Raw genomic sequence first — 22,371 nt, 5'->3', positions numbered from 1 at the left:
AGCTGACATTTTGAATCTCATGACACCCAATAAGGAACCCTGAGTCCTTTTAACGAAAAAAATCATCACTTTTCTTTAAATAAGGGATCCACGGTCCGTATAACATGTGTCCCTTGTTGGAACTGCCTATTCTAGCATTAATCTCTCAGTATTTACTTTAGTCTTCAAGGGATAAAGGATAAATGAATAATCAAAAAACGCATGGGCACATGGGCTTCTTCTTATCATCAAGAAAAGGGGAAGCTCAAACCGATGCGTTTTTTCTTTTAATATTTGAAGTGCGCTAATCTTAATCAGCAAACAGATGATTCCCGATTGAAAACTTTGGCGTCGTATTAACGAAAATCCATTCAGACGTTGCAATGGCTGGATTGTAATAGTATGTAGCTCCTTCTGATGGGTCCCATCCACTCCAAGCATCTCGAACGGCTTTAAACGAAGTAGATGAAGGCGGTAAATAGTACTGCCCATCCATGACAGCTGTGAACGCGTTTCTTTGATAGATGACTCCTTCAACGGATGAAGGAAAGTCAGGTGACTTTAGTCGGTTTTTTAAAACGGCAGCTACGGCTACTTGCCCTTTATAAGATTCTCCGCGTGCCTCTCCGTGAACGATTCTCGCTATTTTTTCAACCTCGTTCAGTTGATGAAGCGTTTGCGGTCCTGCCACCCCATCAGCAAGCAAGTTAAAGTCGTGCTGCATTTGGCGGACGGCTGCTTCCGTTAACTCCCCGTAGTATCCGGTTGCGTTGCTATGTAAATATTCCATTGCAATTAATTTCTTTTGTAACTCAACAACAGCTTCGCCACGATCTTCTTTTTTCAATAAGAGCTCACTTGCTTTAGATTCTTTTGGTAAGAGCGTCATGAAAGCTAAGATTAGTGGAAGAAGCAAAATCATTTTTTTCTTCATGTCTATCCCTCCTAACATAATGTAATTAAACAAATGTTTGAAAAATCCTACCTAAAAATAAAAATTGATAAAATAGTAGGAAGAGAATGCAGTACCATTGATAGAGTTCATTTTTGGTAGAATGAAAGAAAACATGTTGACGGAGGGTTTATGAGAAAAATAGCGATTATAACAGGAGCATCTAGCGGGTTTGGCTTGCTCACTACAGTAGAGCTTGCCAAACAAGGGTTTTTCGTACTGGCGACCATGCGGAGCGTAGAAAAAGCGGTCGCCTTTAATGCCATACTAGATGATCAAGAGATTCTCGAACGAATCGAGCCATTTCCGCTTGATGTAATAGAGGCAGATTCGATTGCTCGCTTTTCTAAGAAAGTTCAATCACTGGAGCAGGTCGATGTGCTTATTAATAATGCGGGCTTTGCGATGGGAGGCTTTGCGGAGGAAATAGATGCAAGCGATTATAAGAGGCAATTTGAGACGAATGTATTTGGGGTGATGGCTGTCACGCAAGCGGTACTTCCTGTTATGAGAAAACAACGTTCAGGTAAAATCATAAATATTAGCAGTGTGAGTGGACGAATTGGGTTTCCAGGTCTATCTCCTTATGCGTCATCGAAGCATGCGTTAGAAGGCTACTCTGAGAGTCTGAGATTAGAAGTGAAACCATTTGGGATTGACGTTGCTTTAGTAGAGCCTGGGTCCTACCAAACGAATATTTGGTCGACGGGGATGGAAGTGGCTGGGCATTCTGAGGAGAAGGATTCCGCTTATGAAGAGTATATGCAAGCTATCACAAGGAATTTGGAGGTTGGAAAGAAGAAGCACGGTGACCCTGCGGAAGTGGCTAAGTTAATAGTGGACTTAGCTTCGCGGGAAACAATAAAAAGGCTGAGGTATCCGATTGGGAGAGGACTGAAGCTAATGTTGCTAGTTAAACAACTGATGCCTTGGTCAATGTGGGAGAAGATCGTGTTAGGACAGGTTTTTAAAAAGAAATTATGAACGGAACTAAAAAAAGGTTTGCTATCGTATTCCTATGAGCTGGAAGGGGCGAATGAAGTTGTTTAAAACAAGACTAAGAAAAGTGTATCTTATTTTGTTCGTAATAATCTTGTTAGTAATCGTTACCACTTTAATTGATAATCAAAAGCACTTGTATGGAAACGATATCGAATCAATTAAACGTGTCATCACTTCTTTAGAAGGTTATGAAAATGAATGGGTAGAAGTATTGGAGATTATGGATAGGGGAGATAATAGAATAGTTGGGTTATTGTTAAATAATGATCCTGGCTATATAATTTTCCAGAAAAATTCTGAAGGAAATTACAAATGGATAACGATACAAAAAAGTACTGGATATACAATAGATTCCTACGTTGTACCCTTAGCACAAGAAAACTCCAGTGAGGAGTTGCTATATATGATAGTTACAAACTGGGAAAATGAGGTTGCCAATTTGAAATTGACCATTAATGAAACAGTAATAGAGCGGGAATTCCAGCCTGGAGAGCCTTCTGTAACACTGATTGAGTTCCCTGAAGTGGATAATGAATCATATGAGATCCATAAAGAATTTTTTGATGTAAATGGTCAAGAGTTAAAGTTCTGATTGAACCTTGTACACCAGTCATGAATGATGTTTGTAGTGACTTTTTGATCAGGGAAAAGCAGCTTAATTTAATCGATATTTCGCATAACGGCAGTGGAGACTTTTTCTTCATATCGGCATGTCTCACAAATACAGACCCTACCCTTATTAATCATGGAAAACAACGAGCAGTTACCGCACGTGATTCCTTTTCGTAGTTGGTGAAAATCATACGAGGGTAGTTGTGAAAATGGGGAGTCTTTTATATGCAGTTATCAATCTCCCTTTCCATTTTTTATTCTTACAAGTCTATTATACATAATTTGAGCATCGTGAAAAAATATCTGCATAGAAAAAATGAATAAAACAACCTTAGCCTATTACAGAAATAAGCTAAGGTTGTTGATTTTTTAAAAATCTTATCTTGCTTTATTGAGAGATTTGTTAATAAACTTCTCAATGTTTTCCCATGTAGGTGAATAATCATCTAAGATTTGCTCCTGTCCACCTGGGTTCGTTCTGTACGCTGTATAGTCGCTAGCGCCAACGATTTGACCAACGGTATGTCCTGCATTTGGAACGAATGTATATTGCACTTCGTTACCAGCGGCAGCCATTGCTTCGTAAAGAATCTCACTTTGTCCGTATGGAAGAAGTGGATCTACCCCACCGTGGAATACGTGCATAGCTGGCATGTTGCCGTCAATATACGTTAGTGGGTTTGCCTTTGCTGTCAACTCTGGAACCGTTTGGATCGGGTGTCCGATTAGCATAGATTCCGGTGAATTTGGTGCGTCATGAGAGAACATAAAAAACGTTCCTTGCTCTTCCTGTTGTTTATCCATCAATAGAAAGTCAGTCGGAGGGAAGAATGGAACTGATGCTTGAACGGCACTAGATGTTTCTACACCTGTTTCGCCTTCGAATTCCCAAATGTTGCTAGTTGTTGCCGCGATTGCCGCAACCCAACCGCCTGACGAGTTACCTGAAATAGCAAAGCGGTTAGGGTCGATGTTGTACTCATCTGCGTTATCACGAAGCCAACGAATCGCTGATCGAATATCGTGAAGTTGACCAGGGAACTGCACCTGTGAACTAGAACGTACACTTACACCAGCAACGGCATACCCTTTGTTAGTGAAGTAATTAATTAAGTCGACTGGAACGCCTTGCTTACCAGTATCAGCAGTCCAAGCCGAACCTGATGACCAAATGATTAGAGGCATCTTACTTTTACCTGGTTTTTCAGGTAGGTATAAATCTAATAGATTTCCTCTTGTATTAGAAGGAACAGGATCAGTGTAGGCGATGTTTCTAATCTCCTCATAGCCGCGTACAGGCGAAGCCTCTGCAGATAAGGTCGGAAGCAAAGAAAGTAGTAAAGCGAATGACAAGGCAATTAACCCCATAGATTTAGCTAATTTTTTCGTAATCATGTTTTCATCCTTTCCTCATTAAAAAATAATGTTGTAAACCTCGCTAAATTCTTTTTTTAATATAATGTTTTTATGATTGCTACATCTGCAATGCTACTCCAATTGAACAACAAAAAAATTCTTCAAATACACCATCTCCTTTTTAGGGTTCGTGAGCGACAGTCTGTGAAGAATCGTGATGTAATAATATTGATAACGCTTACAAATAATGGTTGGTTTCTTCACTCCTTCCTCAAATAACATACGTTTATATTATATTTAAAAAATTCTGAAACAAATAGGGATTTTCTTACAAGTGAAACAAGTAAATGGAATGATAGTTTTTTACTATAAAATTAATTACAGAAATGAAAAAATACAACTTTATTATGCCTTTAGGATTACTGCGTTTACACTATATTTAACTCATAAAACAAGATAATGAAGGAATTAAATTGATAATCGTCTGATAGTACTAGGTTTGTTGGGGGGGCGTGGAAATGAATGTGGATGTATGATGAATTTCGTTCATCTATAATGAGATCGCTACTTTATGCATAGGTTATTAGATTCATGAGCGTACAAGTGTCAGTATGTTAAGAAGGTGAGCGCTCTTCCATTTATAAAAGTGAGTTCTTGTAATAAAATGGAGACTTATTTTCTTTTTTTACTAGAAAAAAGGGAATTAATGTTAAAATAAGTTGGCACGCAAGTTACGTAATCATTCACAATGACCTAGCAAGGAGTTGAAATCTTGGATAAGACAAAGTGGAAAAACCGAGCAAAGAATGTGTGGATGATCTTTCTTATAGTAATCGTAGGAAGTATTGTCTCCGCTCTTCTAACTGCTTTTTATTATGGGTTTGGATCGACTGAAGGCGGCATAGGAGAAAAAGCCTCTCAAGTGCTTAGAACGGCAACCCAAATGACGATGCCGAATGTTTATCTAGGTGGTGGCGGGATCAATACCAATGTATTTTTTACGATGAATATGGATTTTCATATAGGAAAGCAACTAGGACGAGAAAACAAAGGACTGGGGCGGTTGCATGGAAAGATGTTTTTTCACCAGCTTACGGTCAATAGAGAGTGGGCAGATGGGCAATATGATGTAAAACTCTATTTTCTTCATCCTCACTCTGTGGAAACTCAACCAGAAAGGGAACAGAGCTTTTACAAAGAGACGTTAGATGAGACATTTGAAACACTGAAAATTCTTCCTGAGGGAACGGTTTCTGAAGTGGCGATTACATTTGACCAACTGTACGACTTAGATGATGTGTATGATTTATTAGAAGGGTACGAGTTTGATATCGTATGGTATGCGATTGATACAGGGGTAGAAGGAGATGGAGATCCGCACCGTTCCCCGTACTTAAGCGCGAATTCAGGGATATTAGGATTTCATGAACGCTCCATCTTTGACCTCTCAGGAGGGAACGGCTCAATTGAGACTAGAGGAGAAGGTCAAAAGAGAGCAGACGCATTCAAAAGAGGGTTGCATTTGCTTGCTGAAAATGAAAAACTGGCAAATCGATATGTATGGTATATGGAGGAAGATAAGACTTTGGAAGAACGCTATCACTTTGTTGAAGAAAATGGAGTGAAAACGTATGGAGTCGTAGTGACAGGGCCGACTAAAGAGTTACTTGCACTACAAGAAAATGATTTCATTATCTATGCAACACTAGGTGAGGTAGATTTTTGGAATTGGTATAGCCGTCCAGCTAGTGGGACGATTTACAATTAAGGTGGGATTTCCATGCAACAATGTGAAAAATGCGAAACGCCATTTACGTGGAGGCATATCTTTTCATCTTCGTTATGGGGGTATAGGCCGATTCATTGTAGACAATGTGACTTGGAACATAAAATAACGATTTGGGGCCGATTTACTTTTGTATTTCTCACTTTAGTGCCATTCTATCTTTTTACGATGTTTCTTTCTCCGTTTACTACCTTCTTTTACACTTTTTCTATTGGTGTAATCATTTTGATAATCGGCTCGGTAGTAACACCGTACTTTTTGAAGTATAAAGCTAGGTAGTGATACGGTGAAAGAAGAAGGAGTGAACTGGATTGGATAAGAAATTCGCCTTCAAACAAAGCGGTGTATTCCTAGTAGCTATCTTGCTACTGACACTCTTCAATATAGGCTATGTATCAATCGAAATATATAAATCAAGCATGAGTCAACCTATGGTAAGTGGCTCTACAATAACAGAAGCCGAATTTTCGAGACTAAGCACCTTGTCTCAATATGCGCTTATTTTAGAAACGGCCTTTTTAATCCTCATTATCCTAAATATTTGCTTAACGATCACAAAAAGGAACAAACTAGTTCTTATAGGAATCTTGCTTCATCTTGGATTCCTAATTGTTTTGTTTTCCGTAAACACAGTGATAGCGGCTATTTTTCATGCTCCAGTTGGAAATATGAGGCAAATCGTGTATATTCCTTTTATCATCGTAGGTGGGGCCGCTAGTTATGTTGTGTTGAGGCATGTTATGGCAAAGCGTGGCGTGTTTTCTTTAAAATAAATGCTCAAGCTATCAGAAGAAAGGGGTCGATCTACATGACCAAACAATTAACCGTAAAAGACGAAATTCTCATAAAAGCAACTACAGCTAAAGTATGGGAAGTGCTAACGAAACCAAAACATGTCAGACAATGGGATGAGCTGCCTGATGATTACCCAGAAGAGGATATGACTTTAGGAAGCAAGGTAGTCTGGGATCTTCCTAACGGTGGACAGTCTATTACAACCATTGTGAAAGCTGAGGAACAAAAAGAGTTAAAGATCGCTTTAAACGTGACAAATTGGGAGATCCAACCGGCTGAAGGAGATGTTGCGTACGTGTATCAGTTAGAAGAAAGAGGGAACGATACGTTACTAAAAATAGAGATTGGTGATTTTTCTTTAATAAAGGACGGGAAGATGTATTATGACGCTTCCGTAGAATTCGCCGAAACTTCTAAGAAGGTGATTAAAGATTTAGCGGAACAGCAATAAGAAGATCATTCGTAAAGGAGAGATAACGTTGGAGAAAGTCAAAACTCATCCGTTCATCCTGATTGCGCTGCTCGCAAGTTCAATTTCCATGGCACTATATGCTTATAGAAATTTTAGTAATCAAGAAATAGGGTTCGGTGTGACCTTTACGTTATTATCTTTGTTTCTAATTGGATTGACGATATCGGGTTTTAAAAGAAATAGAAAAATAGATGCTGAATTAGAAAGAAGCGGTCACTTCAAGGAAAGATGACCGCTTCTTTCTTTGAGTTAGTCGAGGGCTTATGTACAAGTTACTTGTCCTTACCTAAAGCATCGCGCTCAAGTGCTCCGGGCATTTTTTCTAGCCATTCGTTTTTGATCATTAATTCTGCGCCATCATCCGCAAACGTTCCTACTTCGGCTATGAGTCGTAGGTAGGCTGTTGTGATATCTCGTCTATTGCTTGTTGCAACCGACATCCCATAATTACTAAGTCCCATTTCACTTAAACCTAATGTGTGAAAAAGCATGAGCTTTTCTGAAAAAGGTGCTTCCGTTGAGCCTGTTACTTCTGCAACGGTTGATTGTGGAGCAGGTAAGTGATCGTCGCGTAACAAAGAGCTAAATACCTCCACATGCTTTTTAGAAATATCTCTTGCTCTCGTAAGGTAGCTTATGATTTCCTTTGTTTTGGCTACTTGGGAGAATCCAGTCATCAAAGTCTCACCAATGGTATTTGAAATGATATTTACATATAAATGGGTGATTTCCACTGAATTTACCGGTCTACGGTCCCCTAGCAACCCATTTAACCAGCCTTCTTTTTGAACATATTCCACCGTTTCTGGATATTCAATAGTAGGAGGTCTAGTAAAAATTCCTTTCTCCTGCAAAAGGGTTGTCGAATTGTTTAAGAGCTCTGCAGAGGTTTTTACATTATGGTTAAAAAACTCACGTATGTCTAAGCGAGCGGCAGTCCCCAGTGCTAACGAATACGTTGCTAATCCTTGTATCCCCATCTGTCTTACATAAAACAACATGAAAGAATCTGAAAATAACTTAGGTGCATGTACATTTACATCATGATCCGTAAAACCGTGTGGAACAGGGAAGTTCTCTTTCTCAAAAAGCTCATTTTTATAATTGAGATGTTCCTCCGTTAAGCCAAGTGCATACTCGATGATAGGCTTGATCTCCGTATCTTCAACGTTATGTAAAAAATATTGAAGGACGCAGTTTGCCATAGAATCGGCCAAGTACCCGCTCCAAAGGGTGCCAATCTCAGACGAAGTTAATTTCATTTCATTGTGGTTCATGTGACACACCCTTTTCTATGTTTGACTTATTTTATCATCTCCAAATTCTGTTCATTTATGAATACAAACATGTCATGATGAGATGAGAAAAACAATTGAAAAAGATCCTAGTCATTTTGACAATTATTGTTGTCAAAATGACTAGGATCCTATATATTGTTAGTAAGGTAGGTGGCAGAAATTGTTAAAAAACCGATTGAAAGAACTGCGTGCTCGAGATGGGTATAACCAAACAACCTTAGCCAAAAAAATTAAGGTTTCCCGTCAAACGATTAGTTTAATTGAACGTGGGGACTATGCGCCATCCGTCACGATTGCGCTAGCGTTGGCAAGATTATTTGATGTCGCTGTGGAAGAGATTTTTCAACTTGAAGGAGAGGATAAGGATGAAGAATAGTAGGGGGAAAATGATCATCATTACAATAGGAGCTGCGGTTGGTGGCTTTTTTACAGCTTTTCTTGCATTGTTCTTAAGTGATCAAAATTTAGTCCTCGATAGTCAACGATTGATGCAAGGGGTATTATATGGATCCATCATGATGTATTTTCTTTTTATGTTGTTGTTTTTCTTCACTCGCAAGCAATTAAAAACAGCAAATGAGATTTGGGATGAAGATGAGAAAGAAGATTATGTAATGAGGAAAGTAACGAACTTAATTGGATACAGTTCGTTTATGCAGTTAGCAAGTATTCTTATTTTTGCCCTAGTATTAATTAATATGATTGACTCAGATGGATTCGGATTCTTACTTTATCTTGCTGGAGCGTGGGTCCTACTCTGGCTCTCAGGTCAATTTATAAAAACGGGTTATAAAGAAAACAATACGTATCTTCCAGATTTGAAATACTTCTATAAAAAGAATGAATCGATCACGAGTTACGTGAGTCGGTTGGACGAAGCACAGAAGTTTCAAGTATATAAATATTGCTTTTCCATTGTAGAGAAAATGAAAATTCTCTTTCTTGCGGCTTTTGGAATAGCGGTGTTTGTCACGCTCATTTTTGAACTTTCGCCGCACTTGGTGCTTGGCATTATGACACTGTGGTTCATTTTTCAGTATATTACGATTCGAGAAAGTAAAAGGGTTAGGGTTTGAAGATGGTAAGGTTTGTAGGGAAAGGCATCCTGTTGATAATGTTAGTTGGTTGCTCTCAGGTAGAAACGAAAAAATTAGATGAAGAAGCAGTGAAATCTTTAACTGCTGTTGCAGAAAAAAACCGATTTTATTCAGACCATTTGTTTGACGAGGTGCCAAATTATCTCTATGATTTTTCAACAAACCGAGAAGAAGAGCTACCGGAAGACCTTTTACAAACATTAAGAATAACCAATACGACAACTCCAAGTTTGACAAAAGAAAACATGATCGAGGATGTAGAAGTTTTGCATCTTACGTTGAAATATATGTACGCGCTCTATGAATATATGGGTGGAGACGAAGCGTTTGAAACAGCGAGAGATGAGATGATCCAAACAATTGAAGAGCTGCCGGATGAAACAACTATCCATGCACATCAAATGATAGCTATGTTGAAAGAACACTATCACTTTATTGTTGATGATCATTTTCTTATTAATCATGAGCCTATAGTTGAGTCAGAGCACCGTTTTTATTTTTCAGAACAAGTTCGTTTCCGTCAATTGGAAAACGGGGAGTACTCCGTTGTAGGTGATGAACAGGTTAGATTGAAGGAGATAAATGGCGATCACAATATCGACTCTTATCTAAAACCCTCTTTGCATGACGATGGAAACCTCGTGTTCATTCTAGGTTTGTTTTCAGAGGACGTAACGAGTGAAGATAGAGAGTGGGAGTTCACATTTGAAGATGAAACAACAGAAACAATCACTCTAGATCTTATGCCAAACAAGTTACCGAGACATCAAATTGGTGATCCGTTTGCATTAACAGAAAAGGAAGGGGTTCCTTGGCTGCAAATACGTAGCATGTTTGCTTATGAACAAGCCCCGTACGATTACTATGACATCATCAATACGGCAAACGAACTAAAAGAACAGCCTTACTTTGTCCTTGATGTAAGAGGAAATCAAGGCGGGAGTATGATTTTAGTAGATAAATGGCTCGAAGCTTTTTTTGACCAGTCGATTAGTTGGAGTTCGCAATCCATTCATTTGTTTTCTAACACAACGAGTACGTTTGTAGAAGATACGATCGAGTTGTACCAATCGCAAGCTGGTCTTTCATCGCAAACCTTCGAGGATGACTTCACGCACTTGTACAGAGTGGAAGCCTTTGGTGAGATTACGGACCCGCAGTGGGAGATCGACTCCACTACGATGCAAACCGTTCAAGACAACGAGACACATATTTTTATTTTAGTAGATAACGATACAGCTTCTGCCGCTGAACACTTAGTATCTAAGTTAAAATTAGCTAATCGTACAACGATAATAGGAGTGAATACGAGCGGCTCGATCATAAGCGGCAATTCCTTAATGTGGCGCCTTCCGAATACACAAATAGAGTTGTTCACTCCAACCTTTTTTAACTACCATCCTGATTTATTGCAAAAAGAAACGGTTGGCATTCAACCTGACTTGTGGGTGACGGCACCAGGAGTAGAAAGTCGGGTGCTTGCGTTTATAGAGGAACATACAGCGGGGACGTCAGGTCTAATTTATGCAAAGTGATGTCGTCGGTGAGAGGGAAGCTGGGGATGGGAGCGTTAGAAGGGTCGAGTAACGTCGTCGGTGAGAGGAAAACCGAAAATGAGAGCGTTAGTCGGGTCGAGTGGCGTCGTCGATGAGAGGAAAACAGGAAATGGGAGCGTTAGTCGGGCCGAGTGACGTCGTCGAAAAGAGAGAAACCTCATTCGGGAGCGCTAGACTGAGCAAGTAACGTTGTCGCAATAAAGAAAAACCAGAACCGGGAGCGTTAAACGGTCTTGCTAACGGTAACCGAAGTGAAAAAAGCAATGGGCGCCCCCCTAACAGGTTCGGTTGATGAGGAGAAAAGTGCAAATAACAATGTAAATAGTATGCTAATCAGCATATATATTAACAGCCAATTGATAATATATATATGGCAAGTAAAAACGCTCAGAAATCTGAGCGTTTTTTGATGTAACTTTTTACTATTCTTATTTCATTTACGCCTCCGTTTAAGTTTACAAATAGCCATTTTTCAGACAAAATATAAAATTTGCATCTGAAAAGACCCTATCTGTTAATAGGATCTTAAATAATTTGTTTAGTTAATTTTCACCTGGAAATAGAACAGCTAATATAACAACATTATTGTTAATCAATTTATAATATACTCTAAACCTTTTAACAACTACCCTTGTAATCCCTTTGTATTTTCCGAATTCTTCAGTGTACGTTTGTCCTATTATTCGATTCTTTAATAGATCTTCCGTTTCGATGATAAACTGAAATATAAAATCGAGAGTCTCTTCAGGTGTGAACTTTTCGCTCCTAAACTGAGTAAGTTTTCCCTTAACAGTAGGTGACCAAATAACATTTCGGTCATGCATTACATAAAATCCTTTTTAGACAGCGAATTTAATAATTCTGAAGTAGACATACCACGACCATTTTCATACTGCTCCACACTTTCTTTTAACATGCGTTTAAGTTCAGGATTTTCTTCAGCTTCAGATTGTATAGATTTTTTATCATCATCTTCTTGTAAAACAAGTGTAAATTTTCCTTTGCCAGGAATAGAAAACTGTAATACAGAGTTATCACTATTCATATTCTCAATATATTTCATAAGCTCTTCTGAAGATTGAATTTTCCCCATACTATCTTATCACCACCGTTGTTATCCTTTTTCTTATAATATCATATCCATTAAACATGTTACGAATTAAATATACTTATTGTGGTAACTAAAATACCCCATTCGCTTTCGCTCCATTTTGATATGAGCATCCGGATATTACACTTACAGCTCTATAGTCCAGAACATGGCATTCGTGGTGATCTGAAAGAAGGAGAACAGGTTGAATCGTCGATCGATCAACGAACGAAGGTCCCTCCCTGTTTATAGTTTGTGTGGCACTTCGAAACAGCCGTTGAGCAAATTGTGGAACGCATGAACAAAGGTGGTAAGCTATATTACGTTGGGGCCGGAACGAGTGGTCGTTTAGGTGTCCTTGATGCATCCGAATGTCCGCCCACTTTTGGTGTCGAAAAAGATCTTGTAATTGGCTTGATTGCCGGGGGAGACAAAGCACTTCGAAATTCAATCGAGGATGCAGAGGATAATACAGAAGCTGGAGCGAAAGAAATAACAGAGATGATTACGAAAGCCGATGTTGTAGTTGGAATTGCTGCAAGCGGTTCGACTCCTTATGTTATTGGTGCGATGGAAGCCTCCAAACAACTAGGAGCGTACACCGTCGCGATTTCTTGTAAACGAAATGCCCCGCTCAGTACATATGTTGATTGTCCCATTGAATTAGATGTCGGTCCCGAAGTTGTTCAAGGATCAACACGACTAAAAGCAGGAACAGCTCAAAAAATGGTATTAAACATGATCTCAACAACAACGATGATCAAACTTGGCAAGGTGTACGGTGATTTAATGATTAATGTTCAAGCGACAAATGATAAACTGCGAAAAAGATTAAACGCTATTGTCCGGGAAATTGCCAATGTTGATACGAAGACAGCTAATCAATTTATTGAACTGGCAGGTGGAGACCCCAAAATGGCTATCTTAATGAACAAATACCAACTAAGCCGTGAAGAAGCACAAACGGTGCTTACAACGAGCAAAGGTCATTTACGAAAGGCGATGCAGCTCTTAGAAAACTAAAGAAAAAAGCGAAAAGACTTGCAGTAGAGCACAACTCTCTGTAAGTTTTTTCACTAAATAGAAGAACGAAGTAGGAGTGAACCAAAACGATGCTTCTAAAAAACGTAGATATTTATACAGAGAACGGATGGATCAAAAACGGGTACATTCTAGTAAACGGGACAAAAATCGAAGCCATCGGACCAATGAGTGACTTCCAAATTAGCGATTTTACGGGAGAGGTGCTAGACGGAAATGGCCTGCTAGCAATTCCGGGCTTTATTGATAGTCATATTCACGGAGCGAATGGGGCCGATGTGATGGACGCGACGCCAGAAGCACTAACAACGATGGCGAAGGCGCTCCCGGCAGAAGGAACGACAAATTTTTTAGCAACGACCATCACTCAATCACCTGAAAACATAGAAAAGGCTCTACTAAATGTAGCTCAGTTTCAAAACCACCCAGCTCAAGCGGAAGTGCTAGGTGTTCATCTAGAAGGGCCATTTATTGAAAAAGACAAAGCAGGTGCCCAGCCGAAAGAGTATGTGATCGAGCCGTCCATAGAACAATTTAAGAAGTGGCAACAACTCTCAGGCAATCACATTAAAACGATTACGATCGCCCCTGAGAAGGATGTCGATCGCACATTTATCACCTATCTAGCTAGTACAGGGGTAAATGTATCAGCCGGGCATACCAATGCAGGCATAGAGATAATGAAGGAGGTTGTTCAAGCAGGGGTCAATCAAGCCACTCATTTATGCAATGCTATGACAGGAATCCATCACCGTGATATCGGTGTGGTAGGGGCGGCATTCTTACTTGAAGACATTCAAGCAGAGATTATTGTCGATGGCATCCACGTATCAAAAGAAATGATCAGGCTCATTTATAAAACGATCGGACCAGAGAGGTTGCTGCTTATTACAGATTCGATTCGAGCAAAAGGACTCGCTCCGGGGACGTATGATTTAGGTGGGCAACTAGTTGAGGTTGATCTGAAACAAGCCACATTACCGGATGGAACCTTAGCCGGAAGCATTGTGAAAATGATCGATGCTGTTACGTATATGCGTGACTTTACAGGTGCAACGATTGAGGACCTGATTCGAATGGCGAGTACGAATCCAGCTAAGCAACTAGGAGTTGAAGATCGAAAAGGTAGCATTGCGGTTGGGAAAGACGCGGATCTCTTATTGGTAGACCAAGAGCTTTCGATTCAATATACATTTTGTCAGGGGAGACTGGCATATAAGGCAATGGATTTCTAAATAGGGAGATACTGATGTGGGAAGCGCTCTGTTCATTGAACAGAGCGCTATTAAATATAAACTTTTAGTTGGTTTGATTTTCGGTTAACTCGACTCATCCACTCTCTCAATCACAATCTCATCCGCTTCCCCTAAATGACGATCTACAGCACGCAGAACGTTCTCTCTCACACGATACGCTCCTTCTTGTGTGCCGTCGACGATGACGCGGTGCAACGCTCCGTTGCCGTTGTCTATCGTTTCATCTTCATCGGGACCGCCGTTAGCATCATCGGAACGCTGTAAATTAAATGCACGTTCTAAACCATTTACATGGCCACGTGCCACCGTTCTGAGCCAATCAGGATCACGTAGCTTTTCGGCATCTTCATCGTTGTCAATAAAACCATTCTCTGTTAACAGAGCAGACATCCTCGTTTCTCGTAATACGTGGAAATTCGCTTTCATTTTCCCGCGGTTATCGAGGTCATTGACGCGTGTAATCTCCTCATGCATGATGTCACGATACTGTGCAGTCTGTGATGAATCCGATAAACTATCATGAATATAATCTTCGTACCCTTGTGCCGTACCATCTGCTCCGTTTACATGAATGGATAGAAAGTAATCTGCTCCCCATGAATTGGCATCACTAGAGCGTTCGCTTAAGCTAACATCTGTATCCGTTGTTCGACTCATTCGAACATCCACATCGACATACTCGTCCTCTAACATGTCGCGAATCATAAGCGCGATATCTAAAACGATATCTTTTTCCTGCATCCCATTTCCGGTAGCTCCTGTATCAGAACCACCATGTCCAGGATCTAAATACAACTTGAACATGGAATACCACCTCCTATAGAGATCATATTCAAATGGGTCTTTGTGCGTACGGGCATATGGGTACATACAATGCACGGTAGCAGGTGATGCACGTATGATTATTTTAAAAATAATAAGCGAAAGTAAGGACTAATTACTATAGTGAAAGGTAATCTTGTAGAACTCACAATTCTACTAACCTAAAAGGGCCCTTGGCATGATGCCAAGGGTTTTTTGGGGGGACTGCTACTAATTAGATTAGTTTTCTTCTGTAGTAACACTGTCTGCAACTGTACCTAGATTTCCTAGTGCTCCTAGAATTCCTTGTAGGACACCAAGTAACTGTTGAACTTGACCTTCAGTAAGGTCTCCAGGTGAACTTACTCTTACACATGGTAACTCTACTTGAAGTTCAATCCCTAGAAGAACAATATCAATTGGGCAGGGAATTCCGATACATAGGATTTCATCGCCCGTACAACAGCTGTCAGGACAAACGTTATTATTGTTATTTCCCATCTCTTTTCCTCCTTTCTCTTAAGATAATTCTATCTATATGTTTATAGAAACTTATTGCTTGTTTGATCACCTAAAAGAAACGTTTTTCTATTGAAAGAGAAGAAAAAAGGCAAATTACTAGGTTTGATCTGTCCATTCTTTTTTTTATAGGAAACATAAACTATAAAAAAGATAGATGAGTTACAAACATAATGAAATAAAAGGAGAGAGGATCTTTTGGAGGAAAAAGATAATTTACCGAAAACAGATGTAAGCCGAGATGGTCAAAAACCGGTCGTTCAAAAAAAATATACGATAGGTTTATTGGTGTCACGTTCTAATAAACGGGTAAAAAAGTATCTTACTGGTTTACTTGATTTGGCAGATTGCTGTGAAGACGGAGTGGTTGTTGTTTTTTCATTAAAAGGGATAAGCAGAGAACGACAGGTCATTAATGGATATTTATACAATGCCTCTGAGAGAAAGTGGGAGCCGGCTACCTTTTCTATACCAGATGCCATCATTAATCGAATTTCTTTAAAGAGGAAATGGGTTCAATATTTTGAGGATACAGTAGGTTGTAACATGATTAACAATTTCACTTTTAGTAAATGGGACATGTATCAATGGCTTTCGAAAAATCCGAATTTTAACAAGTATTTACCATTAACACAAATCATTACTGAACCGAAAGTCATTATTGATTTTTTAGAACAATATAAAGAAGGATATATTAAGCCTATTAATGGAAGCTACGGGAAGGGAATTTATAAAATTTCCAAGGAAGATGAAATCTTTAAACTAGATGTTAGTCGTGATAGGAAGAAAACACAATCAATGTACGTCAATTATGAAGAACTAACGGAGTACTTTAGGAAGATTTGTAAGCGGAGAAACTATATTATTCAACAAGTAATTGATTTATATGTTGTAGATCGGCCGGTCGACTTTAGGTTAATTACAGTAAAAAATGGATTAGGAGAGTGGAGAGATGTAGGCTTACTTGCTAGAAAAGGAGTAAAAGGGGAGATCGTGAGTAATACGGGAGTTGTTAAAAATGGGAATTCTGCGTTGCAAAACGTATTGTCAATACGAAGGAATGAAGCAATAGAGCTAAGAAAAAAAATGATTGATGTTTCTTTAGAAGCAGCTAAAGAAATGGAAAGATACGGTGGTCCGAATGGAAATCTGGGGAATTTAGGATTTGATTTAGCGATAGATAGAAACAAAAACCTATGGATCATCGAGATAAATCATCGAAACCCACGTCACCGCATGGCGGTTGATGCAGGAGAAAGTGGCATGTACGTTCAAGCAAATAAATTAATGATGGACTTCGCAATAACTTTAGCAAAGGCGGAGGGTCAATAAAATAAAAAGATGAAAACCCTACTCTATCAGTCTATTTAGGCCTGATAACTTTTTCATATGTTAGAAGGGAGGCTTGATTAGGAGGAGGGTTAGTCTTGAATATAAGATGGATACCAACTGAGGAAGTAGACACGATCTATTTCCCGAAAAGTTTTTCGGAATCTACAGTTGATTCTGTAGAAAGAATCAACTTTCAGTTTGGTTCTTGGAATAGAGAACTTTCTGTCAGATTTTTAGAGAACTTACCTGATCATACGATGGGTCTTTCTGAAAATCTAAAAGAGGAAGTGTTCATTCCAGATCAATGCTATGAAATAAGCATGAAGAATCATCATGTGAATTTGGGGCCAGTTATTTTGTATTTAATATCGGAGCGATTTATTCAACGCTTGGATAAAGTCAAAGAACGGATTGAACAGAACGTTCCAATAAACGGGTTAATCCTACTTAGTACGGTGTCAGGAATTAATATGGATAATGAAACGATCAAAGGTTATTATTTTCAACCTAAATCAGGTACAAAGAAAGCCCAATGGATAGAAGGAACATTCCGTTACCCGGGGGCTATTTTTAGAAGAGTTTCCGTGCCACTCGAGGTTAATAAACATCTATATGAAAGGACGAATGGCTGTATATTTAACTCTAATTATTTTAACAAATGGGATATGTGGAAGTGGTTGGAGCCTGATGCGTTCATAAGAAACCACCTTCCTTATACACAAGAGTTAAATACACTAGATGATATGTATTTTATGTTAGATGTTTATCAATCTATTTATATAAAGCCTAAAGATGGATCAGCAGGGAAGGGAATTATTCAGATTACGTATGATGGTGATGCATACCAACTATCCACAAGCGACCATCAAATGAGTAAGGTGAAGAGTCTAGGTCAGAATCTACTGATTCAAAATGTGATCAATCAGAAAAATAAGTATATGGTTCAACAAGGAGTTCCTTTCGTACATGAATCAAGGCATGTTGACTTTCGAATGTACATGCAAAAAGACGAAACGAAGCAATGGACGTATTCTGGGTTAATTGCTAGGTTTGCTAAACAAGGCAGTGTTACTACGAACTTACGAAACCTTGAATATTTACAGGATGGAAAAGAGGCATTGAGAGAGCTCTTTGAATTAGATCAAGAAGATATAGAGCAACTAGAACAAAAGGTTATAAACATTTGCCTGCATGCATGTCAACTTCTTGATCAACATGGTTGTTTTGGGGACATTGCCATTGATTTTATTTTAGATCATCATCAGCATGTCTGGTTACTGGAAATGAACAAGAGGTATGGGTACAAGAGTTTATCCTTAATGGGAGATACCGACCTATATAGCGACATTATCAAGAAACCTTTCCTTTACGCAAGTGCCTTAGCTGGCTTTGGTATGGAAGGAAAAGAAGAACATGATCTAAATCAACAGGCGAGAAAAGCTGATATTCAACCTATGAACAAAAATACGAATTATAAACTGATAAGAGAAAAGACGGATGAACATCCAACTTTTTTTGCATCAGATCATCAAGTTGTGATCGGAAAGAGAGTCGTTGATGTTTAGAAAGTTTTCAAGCAATCAGGAAAGACAATAACTTTATCAATGGCGCGGAGTCTATAAGGGAATCAACGGAAGAGTAGTTTTTTAGTATAGGAATGAAGGGTAAGAAAGGAAGATTAATAAAAAGAAGGAGATTCTCACTATGAAAAAAAACGTTACAGTGTATTCTAAGGATGGTTGTTATTACTGTGTAATGGCGAAAAACTATTTAGATAAGCATGGGATTGACTATGAAGTTGTTAATGTAAGCAAAGCTCCTGAAGCAATGCAGGAGATGGTAACAGCAACAGGACAAAAAGGAGTACCTCAACTAAAAATTGGTGATAAATGGGTAGTTGGATTTAACGCAAGACAAATATGGAAGAGCTTAGAAGAGTAAGAGGAGAGGCATTCCCTCTCACTCTACTTTTATGAAAGGGGTCAGACCCCTCGTTCACACTTCACCGCGTTACTAACCAGCCGAGGGGTCTGACCCCAAATGATGGCGCATTTTCTTAAGGGCACTTTGCTTCCATTGGCGGACGGATATAGGAGAGACGCCATAGGTAGCGGCAATTTCATTTGTATGTTTCTGCAAAAAGATCGCCTCATGAACCCACGTTTTCTCCCGGTCTGTTAAGTGAACGGTATAGGAATCTAGCATCTCTTGTTCAAGTGGAGTCATCTCCCACTCACTTGGTATATATGCGAACCGCACATCATCAGCTATTTCGTTTCGCTCGGCATACTTCGTTTCTTTCGTAAGCAACGTCATAAACTTTCCGCGAACCGTTGAAATCGCAAAGGTAGAAAAATTGCCTTTACTAGGGTCAAATCTCTCATAAGCTTCCCAAAGCGCAATGCGACCAAGCTGGAGAAATTCATCAAAATCTTTATAAATACGCAAAGAGACCATTTGCTTCTTAATCATAGGTTCATAGTTTTCTAACACAACATCAAACGTTTCCTCTTCTTTATACACATGAACATCCTTTTCGAAAACGCGTTTTCTCGTAAATTCCGTCGGTATGTTCAAAATAGCGGATAGAAGTAAGCTACGTCACATGCCCATTTCTAATAAAGAGACGCATCACACAAACCGCTTTTTAACAGTACATTAGATGATTTACTAGAAACAGAAGGGAAGAAGAACAAAAAAAAGATGAATTCATCCTTTTTTGCAAACCGCAAAAAAGTCCCTCTAGACGACCGCATGTGGAGGAACTTTTTCATGAACGTATCTAGTTTGTAATTTCCTCATACTAAATAAATCGCAGCAGTTAAACAGTGACATGAGTTTGAAAATGAAGAGTTGCTCTGAAAGAAAGCCATCCACTTAATGCTTTTATCGAAGAGATAGCCCTTTTTATCAAAAGAACTTATAATCGCATAAGCATTGCTGAACAAAAGATTCATGACTGTCACTCCCTTTTTCAGGTAGTGTGCTTCAGAAAATGGAAATTATGCACGAAGATGGGTAAAAAAAAGAAAGGGAAATCTGACAGGTCAAAATGCTTCCTTCAAATTAATTGTCAAATTATCTCACAACCCCCTTGTCTAATCTCCTTTTTCAGACTATTATAATAAATAAGAAAACAAGTAAAAGGAGCGAATCAATATGATGAAAAACTTGAAAGTGAAAAACCATTACTTAGCGGAGATCGAACATACTGGTGAAAAAAATTACAAAAACCGTTGGAGCTGGGACATTTACATTGCAGCAGATGAAAACGAAGAGTACCGAGGCAAAGCGTTAGCACCAGGTAAGGGGATTGAAATTCCTTGGACGAAACTAACAGGAAAAGACTTACTAGCTGAAATGATGGGCCTTTGTGAATCTCAAATGCCAAAGTGTTCGTAACGGTACCCACCATGGATCAAGACGATTATCAACCCAACCAACAAACAAATAGAACGAACGAAAACCCCTAATGCATTCCGGTAAACGGAAGTAATAGGGGTTTTTCATATGAAGGTAACAAAATGGGTTCCAAGTAAGAAAAATATGAGCATACTTTTCTTACTTTAACTCCGGTAGCAAAAGTATATTTTATTTATTAACTCGTTTACGTTTGCTTCTAGAAGGTAAGATGTTAATAATATCTACATAGCCATCATTTTCATGAACAGCATAATAAATAATATAGTTCAACATCTTATGCCTACTCTTCCCATATGTTAATCTACGGAGACCTTTAAAATTCCCGCTTTCAACAGCTAGACCAATAAACGGGTTTTTAGAGAGAGTTAATTCAATGTAATCAATTATTTCGTCTTCTCTTGAATACCACCAAGATAAGGGTTCTTCCCCTTGGTCAGCAAAAAATTGTTGAATTCTATTTGTTGAATTCTATTTAAGGATAGTTCAAATTCTTCTGTGAACAATACAATATATCTACTGCTATTTTCTTTGCCCATGGCGTCTAGATTTCAACTCACTTCCAGAATACCTTTTCATATCTGGGTTGTCTAAATACCTTGACAATGATGCTTTTAGTTCAGGATATTCATCAATTTCTTTTGGTAGATCATCATGTTCACTTGAGAATGATTCGAGTTCATCATTTTCTACTTCTATTGAAAATAGTTTCTCATTTATGACGAAACTTCCGGAATCTCTTCCTTGGAGAGCTTGATAAAGTTCTTTTTTAGCGTGTTCACTTAAGGTATTCATTTCTATCACCTCAGTTTAATTATCTCAAATACTAGTTAAACAATTCCATCCGTATTCTGATGTTTATTTAAAAATTAAACTAAAGCTAGGCGTTTTTTACGATCTTTAGAATATTATTTATATTGTATCATGATAAGAAACTGTAATTACTTGATTCGAGTTTTTGTATAGAAAAATAAGCAGTCTGATTAATTTGGACTGCTATCTAGCTGATCATATTTTGTTGTAAGCTCAACCAGAATTAGTTAGCCCGTGGCAGACGCGTTTATATATGGTACTGGCATTTTCACATGATGCGTATTACGCATATGCTCAAACATTTTATAAAATAACAGACTACATGTTGTAACATTCAACCTGTAATAAAAGAGCCCATCCTCTTTCTCTTCTTTCATCGCCACTTCACCTGTAAAAGTGCATTGTGAGAATAGTTCGACTTTTAAAACGAGAGGTACCTCTTTTAAAAGGGGAAAATCAAGATTAGTCGAAAAGGATAATCCTTCGGAGCTAAGATCATAAACAGAAACCTTTTTCTTACTAGATTTGATCACTTGGCCATTGAATTCTGCAATACTAACATCTGCGTTCATTGGCTTTTGAAAATTCATGCTAGGGTATAACAGCGATTTCATGACCGTAACCTCCGCTACATTAAGTTTATACTGCTATCATAGGGCAAACGTTGTGCGAAGTGTGTTGGATTATGTAGGTGAATAAAAATAATTAGAAAAAAATGGAGCTATAACCTATTTTATTCCCTAGTATTACGGTGTGTTTTTATTATTAGGAGTAACCATGTTTTTCCATAGACGGCTAGACAATGATATGATTAATGTAATTGAACGAATACAGGGGGGAACTATGTTAAAAACGATAAGAATAATATTAGCCATAATTGTCGTTATGTTAGCAGGGTTCAGTATGATAACTCAAAACTTTGAGTTTATGCCGTTATTAATGTTGATTTTAGCTCTAACTATGTTTATTACAGGCATTATGGAACTTCAGAAGACTAAAAAGAGATTTTGGGGATATGTGAGTATCGGTGCTTCTTTGTTTGTGCTTTATGTTTCTGTAGAGGGTTTCTTAATGATATAAATGGGAGCATGAAGGCGATGAAGGACAAACCGAGGTTGGAAGAATGAAGAAATGTCTTTCATGAAGGCGATGAAAGACAAAGCGAGGTTGAAAGAATGTAGAAATGTCTTTCAT

At 38.6% G+C, this 22,371-nt stretch carries 27 protein-coding genes; 17 read left to right on the top strand and 10 right to left on the bottom strand.

Features of this window, described 5'->3' with window-relative positions; genetic code table 11:
- Positions 1 to 289: 289 nt before the first annotated feature.
- Complete coding sequence (locus N0O92_RS09085) at positions 290 to 913, bottom strand: cell wall hydrolase (protein ID WP_315614359.1); 624 nt, start codon at positions 911 to 913, stop codon at positions 290 to 292.
- Between the two features lie 150 nt (positions 914 to 1,063).
- Between N0O92_RS09085 and N0O92_RS09080 the strand changes: the two genes are divergently transcribed.
- The gene (locus tag N0O92_RS09080; protein WP_315614358.1) at positions 1,064 to 1,915 is read left to right on the top strand and encodes an SDR family oxidoreductase; all 852 of its coding nucleotides are present in this window, start codon (positions 1,064 to 1,066) and stop codon (positions 1,913 to 1,915) included.
- A 58-nt stretch (positions 1,916 to 1,973) separates the two neighbouring features.
- A complete protein-coding gene (locus N0O92_RS09075) occupies positions 1,974 to 2,525 on the top strand; it encodes a hypothetical protein (protein WP_315614357.1) in 552 nt (183 codons plus the stop codon).
- A 398-nt stretch (positions 2,526 to 2,923) separates the two neighbouring features.
- On the opposite strand, the gene N0O92_RS09070 is transcribed toward N0O92_RS09075, so the two are convergent.
- Entirely contained in the window at positions 2,924 to 3,940 is a 1,017-nt protein-coding gene (locus tag N0O92_RS09070) for an alpha/beta hydrolase fold domain-containing protein (protein WP_315614356.1), read from the bottom strand.
- A 733-nt stretch (positions 3,941 to 4,673) separates the two neighbouring features.
- Between N0O92_RS09070 and N0O92_RS09065 the strand changes: the two genes are divergently transcribed.
- From N0O92_RS09065 to N0O92_RS09050, 5 genes are read left to right on the top strand one after another with little or no spacing between them, the layout of a single operon-like run.
- Positions 4,674 to 5,669, top strand: coding sequence for an anti-sigma factor (locus N0O92_RS09065; RefSeq protein ID WP_315614355.1), 996 nt, complete (start codon positions 4,674 to 4,676; stop codon positions 5,667 to 5,669).
- Positions 5,670 to 5,681: 12 nt separating this feature from the next.
- Positions 5,682 to 5,966: a TIGR04104 family putative zinc finger protein gene (locus N0O92_RS23800; protein WP_396334487.1), complete on the top strand. Its 285-nt coding sequence runs from the start codon at positions 5,682 to 5,684 to the stop codon at positions 5,964 to 5,966.
- Between the two features lie 32 nt (positions 5,967 to 5,998).
- The gene (locus N0O92_RS09060) at positions 5,999 to 6,460 is read left to right on the top strand and encodes a hypothetical protein (protein ID WP_315614354.1); all 462 of its coding nucleotides are present in this window, start codon (positions 5,999 to 6,001) and stop codon (positions 6,458 to 6,460) included.
- A 35-nt stretch (positions 6,461 to 6,495) separates the two neighbouring features.
- Positions 6,496 to 6,933, top strand: coding sequence for an SRPBCC family protein (locus N0O92_RS09055; RefSeq protein WP_315614353.1), 438 nt, complete (start codon positions 6,496 to 6,498; stop codon positions 6,931 to 6,933).
- Positions 6,934 to 6,961: 28 nt separating this feature from the next.
- Positions 6,962 to 7,186: a hypothetical protein gene (locus N0O92_RS09050; protein WP_315614352.1), complete on the top strand. Its 225-nt coding sequence runs from the start codon at positions 6,962 to 6,964 to the stop codon at positions 7,184 to 7,186.
- A gap of 40 nt (positions 7,187 to 7,226) precedes the next feature.
- On the opposite strand, the gene N0O92_RS09045 is transcribed toward N0O92_RS09050, so the two are convergent.
- The gene (locus N0O92_RS09045; protein WP_315614351.1) at positions 7,227 to 8,231 is read right to left on the bottom strand and encodes a DUF3231 family protein; all 1,005 of its coding nucleotides are present in this window, start codon (positions 8,229 to 8,231) and stop codon (positions 7,227 to 7,229) included.
- Positions 8,232 to 8,412: 181 nt separating this feature from the next.
- Here N0O92_RS09045 and N0O92_RS09040 point away from each other — a divergent pair, with 181 nt between their 5' ends.
- The 3 genes from N0O92_RS09040 to N0O92_RS09030 are packed head-to-tail and all read left to right on the top strand — an operon-like array spanning position 8,413 to position 10,884.
- A complete protein-coding gene (locus N0O92_RS09040; protein WP_315614350.1) occupies positions 8,413 to 8,628 on the top strand; it encodes a helix-turn-helix transcriptional regulator in 216 nt (71 codons plus the stop codon).
- Complete coding sequence (locus N0O92_RS09035) at positions 8,618 to 9,328, top strand: DUF3169 family protein (protein ID WP_315614349.1); 711 nt, start codon at positions 8,618 to 8,620, stop codon at positions 9,326 to 9,328. Before N0O92_RS09040 ends, N0O92_RS09035 begins: the two co-directional genes overlap by 11 nt.
- Before the next feature lie 2 nt (positions 9,329 to 9,330).
- A complete protein-coding gene (locus tag N0O92_RS09030; protein ID WP_315614348.1) occupies positions 9,331 to 10,884 on the top strand; it encodes a S41 family peptidase in 1,554 nt (517 codons plus the stop codon).
- Between the two features lie 563 nt (positions 10,885 to 11,447).
- Here the strand turns inward: N0O92_RS09030 and N0O92_RS09025 are convergent.
- Positions 11,448 to 11,729 (bottom strand): hypothetical protein, encoded by a 282-nt coding sequence (locus N0O92_RS09025; RefSeq protein WP_315614347.1) that lies wholly within the window; start codon positions 11,727 to 11,729, stop codon positions 11,448 to 11,450.
- The gene (locus tag N0O92_RS09020) at positions 11,729 to 11,998 is read right to left on the bottom strand and encodes a hypothetical protein (RefSeq protein WP_315614346.1); all 270 of its coding nucleotides are present in this window, start codon (positions 11,996 to 11,998) and stop codon (positions 11,729 to 11,731) included. Before N0O92_RS09020 ends, N0O92_RS09025 begins: the two co-directional genes overlap by 1 nt.
- A 294-nt stretch (positions 11,999 to 12,292) precedes the next feature.
- Between N0O92_RS09020 and murQ the strand changes: the two genes are divergently transcribed.
- A complete protein-coding gene (gene murQ, locus N0O92_RS09015; RefSeq protein ID WP_315614345.1) occupies positions 12,293 to 13,018 on the top strand; it encodes an N-acetylmuramic acid 6-phosphate etherase in 726 nt (241 codons plus the stop codon).
- Positions 13,019 to 13,107: 89 nt separating this feature from the next.
- Positions 13,108 to 14,271, top strand: coding sequence for an N-acetylglucosamine-6-phosphate deacetylase (gene nagA, locus N0O92_RS09010; protein WP_315614344.1), 1,164 nt, complete (start codon positions 13,108 to 13,110; stop codon positions 14,269 to 14,271).
- Positions 14,272 to 14,355: 84 nt separating this feature from the next.
- On the opposite strand, the gene N0O92_RS09005 is transcribed toward nagA, so the two are convergent.
- Both N0O92_RS09005 and N0O92_RS09000 read right to left on the bottom strand, forming a co-directional pair.
- Positions 14,356 to 15,096 (bottom strand): N-acetylmuramoyl-L-alanine amidase family protein, encoded by a 741-nt coding sequence (locus N0O92_RS09005; protein ID WP_315614343.1) that lies wholly within the window; start codon positions 15,094 to 15,096, stop codon positions 14,356 to 14,358.
- 237 nt (positions 15,097 to 15,333) lie between these two features.
- Positions 15,334 to 15,594 carry a hypothetical protein gene (locus N0O92_RS09000; RefSeq protein WP_315614342.1) on the bottom strand — a complete coding sequence of 87 codons (261 nt, stop codon included), beginning with the start codon at positions 15,592 to 15,594 and terminating at the stop codon, positions 15,334 to 15,336.
- Positions 15,595 to 15,810: 216 nt separating this feature from the next.
- Here N0O92_RS09000 and N0O92_RS08995 point away from each other — a divergent pair, with 216 nt between their 5' ends.
- From N0O92_RS08995 to N0O92_RS08985, 3 genes are all read left to right on the top strand, one after another.
- Positions 15,811 to 16,944: a YheC/YheD family endospore coat-associated protein gene (locus N0O92_RS08995; RefSeq protein ID WP_315614341.1), complete on the top strand. Its 1,134-nt coding sequence runs from the start codon at positions 15,811 to 15,813 to the stop codon at positions 16,942 to 16,944.
- Between the two features lie 95 nt (positions 16,945 to 17,039).
- On the top strand, positions 17,040 to 18,509 hold the full coding sequence (locus tag N0O92_RS08990; RefSeq protein ID WP_315614340.1) for a YheC/YheD family endospore coat-associated protein: 1,470 nt from the start codon (positions 17,040 to 17,042) through the stop codon (positions 18,507 to 18,509).
- A gap of 139 nt (positions 18,510 to 18,648) precedes the next feature.
- A complete protein-coding gene (locus tag N0O92_RS08985; RefSeq protein ID WP_315614339.1) occupies positions 18,649 to 18,885 on the top strand; it encodes a glutaredoxin family protein in 237 nt (78 codons plus the stop codon).
- A 72-nt stretch (positions 18,886 to 18,957) separates the two neighbouring features.
- Here the strand turns inward: N0O92_RS08985 and N0O92_RS08980 are convergent, their stop codons facing one another.
- Complete coding sequence (locus tag N0O92_RS08980) at positions 18,958 to 19,467, bottom strand: sigma-70 family RNA polymerase sigma factor (RefSeq protein WP_315614338.1); 510 nt, start codon at positions 19,465 to 19,467, stop codon at positions 18,958 to 18,960.
- Positions 19,468 to 20,103: 636 nt separating this feature from the next.
- Here N0O92_RS08980 and N0O92_RS08975 point away from each other — a divergent pair.
- The gene (locus N0O92_RS08975; protein WP_315614337.1) at positions 20,104 to 20,346 is read left to right on the top strand and encodes a hypothetical protein; all 243 of its coding nucleotides are present in this window, start codon (positions 20,104 to 20,106) and stop codon (positions 20,344 to 20,346) included.
- 540 nt (positions 20,347 to 20,886) lie between these two features.
- Here N0O92_RS08975 and N0O92_RS08970 read toward each other — a convergent pair.
- Together N0O92_RS08970 and N0O92_RS08965 are read right to left on the bottom strand one after the other, a co-directional pair.
- Positions 20,887 to 21,159, bottom strand: coding sequence for a hypothetical protein (locus tag N0O92_RS08970; protein ID WP_315614336.1), 273 nt, complete (start codon positions 21,157 to 21,159; stop codon positions 20,887 to 20,889).
- Positions 21,160 to 21,404: 245 nt separating this feature from the next.
- Positions 21,405 to 21,791, bottom strand: coding sequence for a hypothetical protein (locus N0O92_RS08965; protein ID WP_315614335.1), 387 nt, complete (start codon positions 21,789 to 21,791; stop codon positions 21,405 to 21,407).
- A gap of 229 nt (positions 21,792 to 22,020) precedes the next feature.
- Between N0O92_RS08965 and N0O92_RS08960 the strand changes: the two genes are divergently transcribed.
- The gene (locus N0O92_RS08960; RefSeq protein WP_315614334.1) at positions 22,021 to 22,257 is read left to right on the top strand and encodes a DUF3953 domain-containing protein; all 237 of its coding nucleotides are present in this window, start codon (positions 22,021 to 22,023) and stop codon (positions 22,255 to 22,257) included.
- Positions 22,258 to 22,371 lie beyond the last annotated feature (114 nt).

The organism is Alkalihalobacillus sp. MEB130, assembly GCF_032335535.1.
In the GTDB taxonomy this organism is placed as follows: Bacteria; Bacillota; Bacilli; order Bacillales; family Bacillaceae_D; genus Halalkalibacter.
The sequence above is the reverse complement of the archived record's forward strand: the minus strand, read 5'-3'. Positions and strand labels throughout refer to the sequence as shown.